Source organism: Piscinibacter sp., assembly GCF_047600445.1.
Taxonomy (GTDB): domain Bacteria; phylum Pseudomonadota; class Gammaproteobacteria; order Burkholderiales; family Burkholderiaceae_C; genus Piscinibacter.
Map to the genome: position 1 here is coordinate 996,636 of NZ_JASGKT010000002.1, position 14,286 is coordinate 1,010,921.

General features: G+C 69.6%; 11 protein-coding genes. 5 read left to right on the top strand and 6 right to left on the bottom strand.

All coding sequences use genetic code 11. The features are described from left to right. The first annotated feature begins 58 nt into the window (after positions 1-58). From QM792_RS08795 to QM792_RS08810, 4 genes are read left to right on the top strand one after another with little or no spacing between them, the layout of a single operon-like run. Entirely contained in the window at positions 59-1,234 is a 1,176-nt protein-coding gene (locus tag QM792_RS08795) for a hypothetical protein (protein ID WP_415149259.1), read from the top strand. Position 1,235: 1 nt separating this feature from the next. Then, positions 1,236-2,423 carry a glycosyltransferase family 2 protein gene (locus QM792_RS08800; RefSeq protein ID WP_415149261.1) on the top strand — a complete coding sequence of 396 codons (1,188 nt, stop codon included), beginning with the start codon at positions 1,236-1,238 and terminating at the stop codon, positions 2,421-2,423. Between the two features lie 32 nt (positions 2,424-2,455). Then, complete coding sequence (locus QM792_RS08805; RefSeq protein ID WP_415149263.1) at positions 2,456-3,538, top strand: Gfo/Idh/MocA family protein; 1,083 nt, start codon at positions 2,456-2,458, stop codon at positions 3,536-3,538. Next, on the top strand, positions 3,535-4,536 hold the full coding sequence (locus tag QM792_RS08810) for an NAD-dependent epimerase/dehydratase family protein (protein ID WP_415149264.1): 1,002 nt from the start codon (positions 3,535-3,537) through the stop codon (positions 4,534-4,536). The genes QM792_RS08805 and QM792_RS08810 overlap by 4 nt, the downstream gene beginning before the upstream one ends. A 5-nt stretch (positions 4,537-4,541) precedes the next feature. On the opposite strand, the gene QM792_RS08815 is transcribed toward QM792_RS08810, so the two are convergent. From QM792_RS08815 to QM792_RS08840, 6 genes are all read right to left on the bottom strand, one after another. After that, positions 4,542-5,666, bottom strand: coding sequence for a glycosyltransferase (locus tag QM792_RS08815; protein WP_415149266.1), 1,125 nt, complete (start codon positions 5,664-5,666; stop codon positions 4,542-4,544). 99 nt (positions 5,667-5,765) lie between these two features. Next, positions 5,766-7,364, bottom strand: coding sequence for a hypothetical protein (locus QM792_RS08820; protein WP_415149268.1), 1,599 nt, complete (start codon positions 7,362-7,364; stop codon positions 5,766-5,768). A gap of 199 nt (positions 7,365-7,563) precedes the next feature. After that, positions 7,564-9,072, bottom strand: coding sequence for a hypothetical protein (locus tag QM792_RS08825; protein ID WP_415149270.1), 1,509 nt, complete (start codon positions 9,070-9,072; stop codon positions 7,564-7,566). A gap of 2 nt (positions 9,073-9,074) precedes the next feature. Beyond that, positions 9,075-10,061: a polysaccharide deacetylase family protein gene (locus QM792_RS08830; RefSeq protein WP_415149271.1), complete on the bottom strand. Its 987-nt coding sequence runs from the start codon at positions 10,059-10,061 to the stop codon at positions 9,075-9,077. Between the two features lie 31 nt (positions 10,062-10,092). After that, complete coding sequence (locus QM792_RS08835) at positions 10,093-11,649, bottom strand: oligosaccharide flippase family protein (protein WP_415149273.1); 1,557 nt, start codon at positions 11,647-11,649, stop codon at positions 10,093-10,095. Positions 11,650-11,883: 234 nt separating this feature from the next. After that, positions 11,884-12,987, bottom strand: a complete 1,104-nt coding sequence (locus QM792_RS08840; protein ID WP_415149275.1) for a PQQ-dependent sugar dehydrogenase — start codon at positions 12,985-12,987, stop codon at positions 11,884-11,886. Positions 12,988-13,133: 146 nt separating this feature from the next. Between QM792_RS08840 and QM792_RS08845 the strand changes: the two genes are divergently transcribed. Continuing rightward, on the top strand, positions 13,134-14,192 hold the full coding sequence (locus QM792_RS08845; protein WP_415149276.1) for a hypothetical protein: 1,059 nt from the start codon (positions 13,134-13,136) through the stop codon (positions 14,190-14,192). Positions 14,193-14,286: the final 94 nt, after the last annotated feature.

Consider the following 14,286-nt stretch of genomic DNA (forward strand, 5'->3'; position numbering starts at 1 on the left):
GCAGATCCTTCCTTCCTTCCATGCCTCGCGACGCCGACTCACGCCGGGGGAGAACGCCATGATGATGTTGCTCTGGATCCTCCTGGGCCTCGTGGCCGTGGCCGTCCTGACGGCGCTGGTCTTCTTCCAGCGTCGCCATGTGGGCGTCTGGATAGGCAACTATCTGAAGCAGGACTGGCGCGCCCCCGTGCCGCCGGGCACGACGCGCCACCTGATGTTCTGCTTCGTCGACCACTACGAGCCGCGCTGGGCCTCGCCGAGCTACGAGACGGAGTGCGTACGCGTGGCACGCTGGCGGCAGGACTACCCGAAGCTGTGCGAGGGCCTGCGCGACGCCGACGGCCGCCAGCCCGTGCACACGTTCTTCTACCCCGAGGAGGAGTACCGGCGCGAGCACCTCGATGCGCTCGTCGATCTGTGTCGCATGGGCCTGGGTGAGATCGAGATCCACCTGCACCACGACGACGACACCGAGGCCGGGTTGCGCGAGAAGCTGCGCCGCTTCACGAACACGCTGGTGCAGGAGCACGACGCGCTGCCGCTCGACCCGCAGACCGGACAGGTGCGCTGGGCCTTCATCCACGGCAACTGGGCGCTCGACAACTCGCACCCCAGCGGCCGCAACTGCGGCGTGAACAACGAACTGATCGTGCTGCGCGAGGAAGGCTGCTACGTCGACTACACCTTCCCGGCCGCGCCCGATCCGTGCCAGACCAGCACGATCAACAAGATCTACTACGCCAAGGACGATCCGCACCGCCCGAAGTCGCACGACACCGGCCTGCGTGTGAAGGCCGGGGGCCAGCCCTGGGGTGACCTGATGCTGATCCAGGGCCCGACCGGCTTCATGTGGCACAACCGCAAGTTCGGCCTGCTGCCGCGCATCGAGAACGCCGACGTGCGCACCAGCAGCCCGCCGACGCTGGCGCGCGTCGACGCCTGGGTCGAGACCGGCATCCACGTCGAGGGCCGGCCGGAGTGGGTGTTCGTCAAGGTGCACACGCACGGCACGCAGGAGCGTGATACCGACACGCTGCTGGGCAAGCCGATGCGCGAGGCCTTCGAATACCTCGGGCGCCGCTACAACGACGGCAAGGACTGGAAGCTGCACTACGTCAGCGCGCGCGAGATGTACAACATCGCGAAGGCCGCCGAGCGCGGCTTGGCCGGCGACCCAGGGCAGTACCGCGACCTCGTCGTGCCGCGCCCCGGATACGCGCCCAGGCAGGCCTGACATGCTCGAGACGCTGCTGTGCTGGCTGGCCGTCGGCTGCCCGTTGCTGGCGGTCTATTCCTACGCCATCTACCCCGTCGTGCTCGCGATCGTCGCGGCCGCGGTGCAGTTGCGCGAGGATGCGCGCTACGTCGCGAGCAAGAGCGGGCGTCGCGTGCGCGAGGGCGCCGAGCTGCCGCGCGTCGGCGTGGTGATCTCGGCCTACAACGAGCAGCGCCACATCCGCGAGCGCGTCCAGAACCTGCTCGCGCTCGACTACCCGGCGCACCTCGTCACCTTCTACATCGGCTCCGACGGCAGCAAGGACGACACCGGCGCCATCCTCGGCGAGATGAGCCACGCGCAGCTCAAGGCCTTCGTCTTCGAGCGCAACCGCGGCAAGGCCAACGTGCTCAACGACCTGGTCTCGCGCGTCGAGGAGCCGATCGTCGCCTTCTCCGACGCCAACACGTTCTTCGCGCCGGATGCGCTGAAGCGCCTGGCGGTGCATTTCGCCGATGCGCGCGTCGGCGGCGTCAGCGGCGAGCTGCGCCTGCTCGGCAGCGCCGGTGACAACCAGGACAGCCTGTACTGGCGCATCGAGCAGGTCCTGAAGTTCTTCGAGTCGCGCATCGGCGGCCTGCTCGGCGCGAACGGCGCGATCTACGCGATCCGGCGCGAGCTGTGGCGGCCCCTGGAGCCCGACACCATCTGCGACGACTTCTGCGTGGCGATGAACGTGGCGGCGGCGGGCTACCGGCTGGTCTACGAGCCGAACGCCATCGCGACCGAAGACACGCCGGACAACATCAGCGAGGAATACAAGCGGCGCGTGCGCATCGGCATCGGCAACTACCAGGCGCTGTGGCGCCATCCCGAATACCTGCTGAAGACATCGGCCGGCACGAAGTTCTCCTACGTGTCGCACAAGGTGCTGCGCTGGCTGACGCCGCACCTGGTCCTCGTGGGTCTGCTCGCCTGCGTGCCGCTCGCGCTCGGCTCACCCGCCTGGGCGTGGGTGCTGGCGGCCGAGCTGGCGGCCATCGCCGTCGCGGCCTGGCTGTACGGGCGCAGTGCGGCCGGCCGGAAGCTGCCGGGCCTGCTGCGCATACCGGCTTTCCTGTTCGCGCTGAACTGGGCCTTCCTCGTGGGCTCGATCAAGTTCGTGCGCGGCACCTATGGCGGCGCATGGGCACGCACCAGCCGCTGAGACCGAATGAAGAACGAGACTTGGAACCTGGAATGACGCAGCGGAGGTTGAAGGTCGGGCTGGTCGGATGCGGCAAGATCGCCGACGGGCACATCGAACAGGTGAGGGCGCTCGGCCGCGCCGACGTGGTGGCCGTGTGCGACAGCGAGCCGTTGATGGCCGAGCAGCTCGCCACGCGCCTGGGCATCCCGGCGCGCTACGACAACCTGGTGCGCATGCTCGACGAGCAGAAGCTCGACGTGCTGCACGTGGCGACGCCGCCCGACTCGCACCGCGCGATCGCCACGCTCGCATTCGAGCGCGGTTGCCACGTCTTCATGGAGAAGCCGTTTGCGCTCGACGAGGCCGAGGCGAAGCTGATCGTCGACGCGGCCGCGGCCGCCGGGCGGCGCGTCGGCGTCAACTACCTCTACAACTACGAGACGCCGGGGCTCGAACTCGAGCGCCTGGTGACCGGCGGCGAACTGGGCAGCATCGTCCACCTCGAGAGCCACTACGGCTACAACCTCGCGGGCGACTACGGCATCGCCGTGATGTCCGACCCGCGCCATTGGGTGCACCGCCTGCCCGGCAAGCTGTTCCACAACGTGCTCGACCACGTGCTCGCGAAGATCGTGCCGCACATCGGGGACGATTTCGAGCTGCAGGCGATCTCGCTGCGCCGCCGCCAGCCGATCGGCGTCGACGTGGTCGATGCGATGCCCGACGAGCTGCGTTTCATGCTCAGCAGCGGCTCGGTGACGGCCAGCGGCCTGGTCAGCGCGCACGGCCGCCCGGTGGCGCACACGCTGAAGGTCTTCGGCGAGCGCGACAGCGTCGAGCTCGACTACATGGCGCGCACGCTGGTGCATGCCTCGCGCTGGGCGCAGCCGAGCGCGCTCGGGCGGCTCTTCCCGGCGTTCGTGCAGGCGCGCCAGCACTGGCGTGGTGGCTGGGCCAACGTCGGGCGCTTCCGCCGCCACGAGTACCACTATTTCCAGTGCATGAGGGTGCTGCTCGACCGCTTCTACGACGCGGTCGAAGGCAAGGGTGCGGACCCCGTGCCGGTGGACCAGATCCTGCGGGTCTGCCGCATCATCGATCGCATCGTCGAAGTCACAGGGCGCAAGGCATGAAGATCCTGATCACCGGCGCGGCCGGTTTCCTCGGCCAGCGCATCGCGCGGCGGCTGCTGGCGCAAGGCGCCCGCGCCGTGGTGCTGCACGTGCGGCGCGTCGCGCCCGCCGGCCTCGTCGAGGGCCTGCAGCGCGACTATCCCGACGCGCACATCGAGGTCGCCGCCGCCAACCTGCTGGCGCGCGGCACGCTCGGCCCGATGGTGCAGGGCGTCGACTGCATCGTGCACGCTGCCGCGGGCATGAAGGGCGCGGCCGCCGACATGTTCGCCAACACGGTGCTAGGCTCGCGCAACCTGCTCGAGGCGGCCGGCCCGGCCGGCGTGCGGCGCATCGTGCTGGTCAGCTCGTTTTCCATCTACCGCACCGAAGACCTGCCCGACGACGCACTGCTCGACGAGCGTGTGCCGCGCGAGGCCGTCGGCATCGAGAAGGGCGCCTACGCCTATGCGAAGACGCGCCAGGAGCAGCTCTTCGACGAGTTCCAGAAGCAATACGGCTTCGAGAGCGTGGTGCTGCGGCCGGGGGTGATCTACGGTCCCGGCGGGGGGGCGATGTCGCCGCGCGTCGGCCTGTCGGCGATGGGCCTGTTCGCGAGTCTCGGCGGGTCGGTCGTGCTGCCGCTGACCTACGTCGAGAACTGCGCCGACGCGATCGCCGTGGCGGCACTGAAGGCCCCGGCCGGCAGCGCGTTCAACGTCGTCGACGACGATCTGCCCACCTGCGCCGACTACCTGCGCCAGTACCGCCGCAACGTGAAGTCGCTGCGCGTCTTCCGCCTGCCCTATCCGGTGTTCCTGTGGGCGTCGAAGCGGTTGCAGGGCTATCACAAGCGCTCCAAGGGGCAACTGCCCGCGGTGTTCACGCCCTACGTGGTGCGCTCGATGTATCGCCCGCTGCGCTACACCAACGCGGCCCTCAAGGCGCTGGGCTGGACACCCGCCGTCTCGACGGCGCAGGGCCTGGACGCGACCTGGAAGGCGCTGCGCGGCGCCTGATCGGCTCAGGCCCCGGCCTGCGCTTGCCGCGCTTCGCCGTAGAGGCGTTCGTAGGTGGCCGCGACGGCGGTGATGGACGCATGCTCCTGTGCCCACGCGGCGGCGGCGGCGCCGAGCCGCTCGCGCAGCGCGGGCGCTTCGAGCAGCCGGATCAACGCCGCTTGCAGCGCGGCGCCGTCTTCGCTCGGCACGAGCAGGCCGGTCTGGTCGTCCTTGACGATCTCCGGGTTGCCGCCGACCTGGGTCGCGACGATCGCCAGGCCGGTCGCGCAGGCTTCCAGCAATGCGATCGACAGGCCTTCGGTGCGCGACGGCATCGCGAAGATGTCGAAGGCCGGCAGCAGGTCACCCACGTCGGGCCGCTGCGAGGCCAGCAGCACGTTCGTGCCCAGGCCCAACTCGGTGACGAGGCCGGCCAGTTCCGCCTCGAGCGGGCCTCCGCCGACGATCACCAGCCGCAGCCCGGGCCAGCGAGCCACCAGCGCCGGCATCTGCTCGATCAGCAGGCGATGGTTCTTCAGCGGTACCAGCCGCCCGACCGCGCCGATCACCAGGGCGTCGTCCGGCAGGCCGAGGCGCTCGCGGGCGATGCGGCGGCGCTGTTCGGAGTTGCGGAATCGCTCGACCGGAATGCCGTTGAGCACGATGGCCGCGCGGCGCGAGGGCACCCAGCCCTCGCCGACGAAGCGCTCGTAGACCATGCGGCCGACCATCGCCACGCGCGCGGTGCGTGTCAGCGATGCGCGGTACATCCAGCGCAGCCGCCGGTTGCCCAGCCGGTGGCCCATGTCGTGGCAGGTGCCCACCATCGCCGCGCGCGACGTGGCGCCGAGTTGCGCCGTGGCGCAGTAGTAGTTGGGCACGAAGCTGTGCGTGTGGGCCACGTCGGCGGCGCGCTCGCGCAGGTGAGCCCTCAGCTTGCGGATCAGGCGCAGGTCGAACGGGTTCTTCTTGTCGCCGATGACGACCGGAATCCCTGCGGCCTCGAGCTCTGCGCGCAGGCCCTGCGTGTCGAGCAGCGAGAACACCGACACCTCGTGCCCGCGGCGCTTCTGCTCCAGCGCGAGGTCGGTCACCACGCGCTCCAGCCCTCCGAATTCGAGGGAATCCACCACATGCACGATTCGCATGTTGTTCCGTTGCTCCTTGTCTGAGTGCTTGCCGCGGACGCCCGAAAGAGACGCGGCCCCCGAAGGGGCCGCGAGCTTGCGGTCCGGCCCGCGGGCCGATCAGTACTCTACTGCGCCCAGGTCTGCGGCACTGCCCTTGACCGAGCGGGTTGCGATGCTCAAGTCGGGGGTGATCTGGTACTGGACTGGATAGTTGGAAGCGGCAGAGAGGCTTGCCTGAGCCTGATCGATGATGGCGGAGCCTGCGAGTGGGACGAGGGAGTTGACATCGACAGGCGGGGTGGAGCCCGTGATGAAGTTGGAGGTGCCGAGGATCTGCCCGGGGACGGGGTGATAGGGATCGGAGTCGACCCAGCGGGAGTTGATCCAGTTGCGGCCGAAGTTCAGGATGCCGCCGGTGGTCCATGCGGAGCCGACCTCGGTGGAGGCACGCAACATGGCGTAGGGAGCGGCATCGTCGTAGACGAAGACGTTGTTCCAGATCTCGGCGCGCTCCTCGGTGGTGGAGAGCTGGAAGAGCACGGCATAACCGTTGCCGGTGATGCGCACCGTGTTGTTGAAGAAATACAGTGTGCCCTTGCGGTTGTTCGGCTCGCCCCAGTTGGCGCCCGGGGTGGAGCCGTTGTGGTCGCCGCCATAGTGGATCGTGCTGCCCTTGCGACCATCCTTGATGATCTGGTTGCCGTAGACGAACGTGGTGCGGTAGTCGGGCTGCTTCTTGGCGTAGACGGGGAAGTCCTCGGCCTCGACCAGATCGATGGCGCGAGAGCCGTCCTCGATGCGGTTGTAGCGCACCACGGTGCCCACCGAGCGATCCTTGAGGGAGTTGCCCGAGGCGCCGGAGCGCATGGCGCCGTAGCGGTTGAACTCGTAGACCACACCGTGGCTCTGGATGTAGGTGGAGTGCATGTGCACGTCACCGACGATGCCGTTGTTGGTGAAAGTGTTGCCGGCGATGCGCAGGTTCTTGGTGACGGCGAAGTCGCCGTCATCGGTGGACTTGCTGAAGATGCCCTGGCTGCAATCGGTGATCTCGTTGTCGGCGATGGTGATGTTGTGGCCGCGGTCGACCCAGATGCAGGCGCCGAAGTCGGTGTAGGACTTGGAGGCGCCGGCGGCGTCGGTGAACTTGTAGCTGGGGTGGGCCGAGCGCACCACGAGGCCGTCGATCTGGATGTTGCGCGGATAGGACTCGTAGGCCTGGGTGGCCAGCGGCTTGACGACGATGACCGAGCGGTTCTGGTGGATGTCGCTGACGGCGGTGGAGCTGCCGTAGGCGTTGGCCAGGGCGCGGCGGGTGACGGCGTTGGCGCCGGTGATGACGGGGCGCTGGCCGTTGGGGCCCTTGACGCCGCAGATGCGCACGGGCGCGTCGGCGGTGCCCTGGGCGGCGATGAGGAACTTGCCGGCGTAGGGCGTGGCGCTGTAGAAGATGCGCACGGTGTCGCCGGCCTTCAGGCTCTCCCAGGGCACGTCGGCCAGGCTGGCGAGCTGGCCCGCGTTCGGCCCCACCTGGTAGTCCGTACCCTTGCCCGAGGGCTGGCACGCCGTCAGGCGCACCATCGCCGCGGCGGGGGCCTCAGTGGGGGAAGGTGCGGGCGCGGGGCGCGACACCGGCTGGTCCGAGCCGGTGTCGGCACCCGTGTCGAAGTCGGCCGCGCCCGATCCGCCGCCACCGCAGGCGGTCAGGCTGATCATCGCGACAGCGCCCATCAGGTGGCGCAGGTGGTGGAAACGGGGGAGCGAATACGTCATCTTGGAATCCGAAAGTACAGCAAGTGCTCTGTTGCCTCCCGGCGACGAGCTGGCGGTGATTCTCCCCGCAGATGAGGGGTGATCGGTAACAGGATGAGTAACCGAGCGCGGGAACTTGTAACGGCCGCCGCGCTTGGCCATTTCAGGGCTCCAGCGCACCCAGCGTACCGCTGTTTCCGCTCGAATTCCGCGGGAGGATCTCCCCGCGGGGCCCGATCTGCCATTTCACTTCGTGCAACCGAGCGCTTTCCGGCCCGACGACGCCGGCGCCGACCAGCGGCGAGCTCGCAATGGGCTTCAAGGTGGCCGCGTCGACGGGGGGGCGCGCGCCGCTCAGCAGGCGGCTCGCCCCGTGCAACTGGCCACCGACCTTGTGCCATGGCCCGGCATCGCTCCAGCGCGAGACGATCCAGTTGCGGTCGAGCCGGACGATGCCACCCGACTCGATGCCGGGTGCGTTGTCCTGGCCGTCACGCATGCGTGGATGCGGGATCGTGGCGTCGAACAGGAAGACGTTGTTCCACACCTGCGCCGTCTCCTGCGTCGTCGAGAGCTGGAACAGCACGCCGTAACCGTCGCCGGTCAGCCGCACCGTGTTGTGGAAGAAGTACAGCGTGCCCTTGCGGTAGTTGTCTTCGCTGCCGGCGTGGTCGCCGCCGTAGTGGATCGTCGAGCCTTTGCGGCCGTCCTTGACGATCACGTTGCCGTAGACGAAGGTCTCGCGGTAGCGCGGGTCCTGGCGTGCCACGTCCGCATAGTCTTCCGCCTCGACAAGGTCGATCGCACGCGCGCCGTCCTCAATGCGGTTGTAGCGCACCACGGCGCCGACCGAGCGGTCCTTGATGGCGTTGCCGCCCGCGCCGTCGCGCATTCGGCCGAAGCGGTTGAACTCGTAGACCACATCGACGCTTTGCACGTAGGCGGCATGTTCGCGGTCGCTGCCCGCGATGCCGTTGTCGTGCAAATGGTTGCCGGCGACGCGCAGCCGCTTGGTGACGGCGAAGTCGCCGTCCATTGTCGAGCGGCTGAAGATGCCTTGGCTGCAATCGCTGATCTCGTTGTCGGCGATCGTCACGCCGTCGCCGCGCTCGATCCAGACGCAGGCGCCGAATTTTTCGTAGCGCTGCGGCTGGCCTTTCGAGTCGGTGAAGCCGTTGTCCGGATGCGCGCCGCGGATGTGCAGGCCGCTGATCACGACGTTCTCGGGGAAGGCCTGCCAGGCCTGCGAGCCGAGGCGGTTGACCAGCACCACCGACCGCGCCTCGTGCAAGGGGTGCCCGTAGGCGAGGCCGCGGCGCGCCTGTGCGCCGTTGCCGTCGATCACCGGCCGGCGCCCCGCGTCGTCGCGCACGCCGCACACGCGCACCGGCGCATCGGGCGTGCCGCGGCCGGCGACGAGGATCTTGCCGCGGTAGGGCTGCGGCCGCGCGAAGATGCGCACCGTGTCGCCGCTGCCGAGGCGTTCCCACGGGACGTCGTCGAGCGTCGCGAGTTGCCCCGGCCCGGGCCCGACCTGGTAGTCGGTACCCTTGCCGGAAGGTGCGCACGGCTTGACGCCGGCCAGCGGATCCGGCTCGGCCGCGTTCGCGATCAGCGGCCAGGCGACCAGCAGCGGCGCCAGCAGGCGGGCGAGGGCGCGTGGTGCCGGCACGGTCAAGCGGCCGAGGTGTGCAGTCTGCGCGTGCGCTGCCCGACGGCGGCCAGCCGCAGCATGAACCCGCGCGTGCTCATCTCCCACGGCGCGACGCGCGGGATCTGCATCAGGTCGGTCTCGGTGCCGCCGCTGCCGTAGGCGGTGTTGACCGCGGCGCGGTAGCCGCATTCGCGCACGATCGCCGCGTGCCGCGCTGTGTAGTCCTGGTTCGGCTTGCCGTTCGGGTAGGCGAACAGCGTCAGCGTGCGGCCCGTGATCGATTCCAGCCGGCGCCGGTTGATGAGGATCTGCTCGCGCACCTCGTCGTCGCCGATCGACGTCAGGATGGGGTGGTCGTGCGTGTGTCCGCCGATCTCCATGCCGCTGGCGACGAGTTGCCGCACGTGGTCTTCCGTCATCATCAAGTCGGTCGGCAGCGCGATGCCGGCACTGTCGGCGAGCTTGCGGGTGATCTCGGCGCGCTGCGCTGGCGCCACCGGCTTGATCGCACGTGCGATGCGCTCGATCGCCGCACAGCGCGAGCCCGGCGCGTCCAGCTTCAGCGTGCCCAGGCCGAGCCAGGCCAGGTCGATGTGGTCGGACGGACAGCGGCGGATTACCTCGGAGACGGCGTCGTGGAACATGATGCCGCCGTCGAGCATGGCCGTGGCGATGAAGAAGGTGGCCGTCAGCCCGTGGCGGCGCAGGATCGGGCAGGCCACGTCGACGTTGTCGCGGTAGCCATCGTCGAAGGTGATCGCCACGGCGCGCGGCGGCAGGTCGCCCGCGTGCATGCGCTCCACGGCCTCGGCGAGCGGCAGCACGTTGAAGGCCCCGGCCAGCGCGGCCATCTGTGCGTCGAAGGTCGCCACCGGTGTGCCGAAATCGTGGATAGGGTCGGCCTGCGCGAGCACGCGGTGATACATCAGCACGGCCAATCGCCCCTGCCTGCCTCCCGGCGCGATCACGTTGCCGAGCCCTCGAATCAGCGCGTGCTCCAGTGTCATTTCCTGCTGTACTGCTCTTTGCCTTGCTCGTTCAGCGGCTCTGCGGACCGGTGCCACGCCCCTCGATCCAGCGCGCCAGCCATCCCAGTTGTTTCGGCCTGCGGCGCGCGAACTCGAGGATCAGTCTGGCGTCGTTTGCGGTCCAGGCGCCGAAGCTGATCGACGCGGCCGTGAGCAACAGCACATAGCCGGCCCCGACGGCGAACTTGACCAGCATGTGCGGCCACGCGAACGCCACGGCCGCGGCCACGCCGGCGGCCAGCGTGGCGGCGAGTGCCTGGCGGGTCAGTTCCTTCCACGGCAGCCGCGCACCGATGGTGCGGTTGACGATGCGCGCAACCACTGCGAGCGAAAGCACGCTGCCGATGGCGACCGACGCGGTCGCGCCCATCAGGCCGAACTTGGGCACCAGCGCCAGCGCCAGCCCGGCGCCCAGCGCCACCAGGATGCCCGCCGAGGTGGCGCGCACGCGCTGGTTGTCGGTGGTCGACAGCACCGCGCCGAACGCGCCCAGGCTGAGGCCGAGGCCGGTGGCCACCACCATCACCTGGAACACCGGGATGGCGGCCTGGTACTTCGCACCATAGATCAGTGTGATCAGGCCTTCCGCCCAGAACGCGCCGATACCGGCCAGCACCAGGCCGGCGAAGGTGAAGTAGCGCACCGAAGCGGCGAGCATCTCGCGCACGCGACCGACGCCGTCCTCGCCGTAGCCCTGCGCCATCAACGGCATCAGCACCGAGTTCAGCCCCGAGGTCAGCATCTCGGCGCCGCCGCGGCACAGCGCAGCGGCGATCGCGAAGTAACCGACGTCGGCGGCCGTCCACAGGTGGTTGAGCAGGTAGGTCTCGGCGGCGCGATTGCCGAAGGCGGCGATCAGGCACAGGATGATGGTCCAGAACAGGTGCTGGCCGAGGCGTGCGCGCAGCGCCGGGTCGACGGCTTCGCCGCTGGCCGTGATGCCGCGCCGCCGCACCAGCCAGCGCGCCACGACGGCGTAGCCGATGCTGACCGCGACGAAGGCCCACAGGAAGGGCAGCAGCCCCGCGTGCAACCAGTACAGCGCGGCGACCACGGCGATGTTGAGCACGCTGAGCGCGACCGTCGAACTGGCCTCGACGCCGAACTCGCGGTGGCCCTTCGCCGCCGAGACATCGAACAGGTAGACCGACTTGGCGAACACCGTGATGGCGACGACCACGGCGAAGACCACCAGGCCGGCCTGCCAATCGCTCGGCGTGAGCAGCGCGGCGCCCAGCCCCATCGCCGCGACGGTCGCCAGCGAACTGGCGAGCTGGCGCTTCCACAGCCAGCCGTGCACCGCGCCGACGTCGCCGGCGCGCCCGGCGCCGCGCAGTTCCGAGATGAAGCGGATCGCGGTGGTCGTCAGCCCGTTGTTGGCGATGATCACCAGCACGCCGCTGAGCCAGACGACGTAAGCGTAGCGCCCGAAGTCGTCCGGTCCGAGCGTGCGCGCGGCCAGTGCGTTGGCGACCAGGCCGAGGGTGAAGGCGATGTAGGTCGAGCCCGTGATGAGCAGCGCCGCGCCGATGATCGTTCCCTGGCGCGTGGGTGCGACCTTGCTCATCGGCTCTTGGGGGTTCGTGGAAGCGGCAGCGTCGGACACGGCAAATCGAAGGGAGCAGGCGGCGTGATTGAGGTTTTGGCAAGATGGCGCATCACTTCTGATCTATGACGGAACATGACGAACCCGACGCGCGGACTATGCCTGCGGCATGGCCGCTGAGGCAGCCCGCATCCGTGGGTTTCGGTTTCAGATGTCGGTTGTGCACGGGACAACTGTGCAGGAAGTCCATGTGCGCTAGCGTTCCACGCGCAGCAGGCGCCCATCGGGGCTGTCGGTCAGCACATAGAGCCAGCCGTCGGGGCCCTGGCGCACGTCGCGGATGCGCTCCGACAGGCCGGTCAGCAGGTGCTGCTGTTCGACGACGCGGTCGCCGTCGAGGCGTATGCGCAGCAGCGAACGCAGTCGCAGGCAGCCGACGAACAACTGGCCTTCCCAGCCCGGATAACGCGCGCTGGTGAGGAAGGCCATGCCGCTGGGCGCGATCGACTTCGGGCCCCACCAGGCGACGGGTGGCTCGATGCCTGGCTTGGCCGTGCCTTCCCCGATCGGGGCGCTGGTGTCGTACTCGGTGCCGTGGGTCACGACCGGCCAGCCGTAGTTCAGCCCGCGGCGGATCAGGTTGAGTTCGTCCCCACCCTGCGGCCCGTGCTCCAGCGCCCACAGTTCGTCGCTGCCGGGGCGGAAGGCGAGCGCCTGGATGTTGCGGTGGCCGATCGTCCAGATCGCGGCCCGTATGCTGTCGGGTTCGATGCGCACCAGCTTGCCGAGCAGGCTGGCCTCGCCCTGCGCGGCGTGGCGCTCGCCACGATCGCCGAAACCGACCAGCAGCGCGCCGTCCGGCGCGAATGCGAGGCGCGAGCCGAAGTGCAGGCCGTTGTCGCTCTTCTCCTGCTGACGCAGGATCACCTCGGCGCCGACGATGCGCTGCCCGTCGAGGCGGCCGCGCGCCACCGCCGTGCCGAGCTTGGTGGCGTCGCCGGGTGCGGGCTCGGCGAAGGTCCAGTAGATCAGGCCGTTGGTGGTGAATTGCGGGTCGAGGGCGACGTCCATCAGCCCGCCTTCGCCGTTCACGCCGACCGGCGGCAGCCCTTCGAGCGGCGCTGACAGCTCACCGTCCGGCGAGACGATGCGCATGTGGCCAGGCCGCTCGGTGACGAGCATGCGGCCGTCGGGCAGGAAGGCCAGCGCCCAGGGGTGCTGCAGGCCTTTGGCGACGGTCGCCGGGCGCAGGCCCTGATTGTCCAGGCGGCGCAGCAGTTTGGGCGTGGCCCAGATCGCCGCGGCGGCCAAGGCCACGACCACGGCGGCGAGGACCACGCGGCGGGTGCGAGTCGACAAGAGGCTTGCTCCTTCGGCCGGATGTGTGCTGGTGTGCTGGTGTGCAATAGGCCGCGATTCTTGCGTGATCGTGTCCCAGGCGGCCGCGCCGGGCCTGAACCCTGGGGGGTTGCGGTCCGCCCGGCGCGCCTAAACTGCGCTGCTTCATGTCAAGCACTTACCGCACGGAGTTGGCCGACCTGCGCGAGCACGACCGCGAGCTGCAAGGCCTGTGGGCGCGCAATCTGGACGGCTGCGACACCGCTGCGGCAGCGTGGAAGCTCGCGCACGGCTACCTCGGCAACCCGGCTGGGCAGGGTTTGACCGTGCTGCTGTTCGACGGCGACTGCGGCGCCGCGCTCGGCGCGCAAGGCCTGCATGAACGCCGTCTGCACCTCGGGCGCAAGGTGCTGCGTGCCGCCTGCATGGCCGACTTCGTGGTCGATGTCGCGCACCGTTCGCTCGGTCCGGCTCTGATGCTGATGAAGCGTGCCACCGAGCAGGCCGGCCAGGGCTTCGATCTGGTCTACGGCCTGCCCAACCGCAAGGCTGCCGCGGTGTGCGCGCGTGCCGGGTTGGTCAAGGTCGCGCAGGTGCATCGCTACGTCAAGCTGCTGCAGACGCGCGAGCGCTTCGCTTCGCGGCTGCCGTCGCCGGCGGCCAGCGCGGCCAGCGTGCTCGCCGACGGGCTGCTGACCCTGGCCGACCAGGGGCGGCGCTGGGGCCAGGCGTGGCGCTGGGCCGGCGTGGAACTCGCCTGGGGCGACGGCCGCGCGGCGGCTTTTGTCGATGCGGTGTGGGCGCGCCGTCGGGCGGGCCTGCTCTTGTCGGAGCGCTCGTCGGCGCTGCTCGCATGGCGCTTCGACGGCGGGCGGCGGGGCGGCTGGCGACTGTGCGGCGTCGCCGATGCTGCCGGCACGCCGGTCGGCTGGGCCGTCTGGCGCCCCGAGGGGAACGACGCCGAGATCGGCGATTTTTTCGTCGCCGACCCGATGAACGACGCAGCCGCATCGCTCACCGTGGTCGCCGCCGAGTTGCGCAGGCAGGGCCTGGCCGGGATCTCGATGGAGATGCTCGCGCCGCCGGCGGTGGAGGCGGCGCTGCTGGCCGCCGGGATGTCGCGCCGCGACGACGCGATGCCGGTGTTCGCGCGCGTCGCGCCGAGCGGCGTACTGCCGCAGGCCGGTCACTGGTACCTCACCCGTTTCGACAACGACTCCGACTGACCCTTTCATCTCCCATGTGCGGCATCGCAGGACTGTTCAGCTTCGGCGCGGCCGCGCCGCCGGCCCGGGACGAGCTGGCGCGCATGATCGGCGC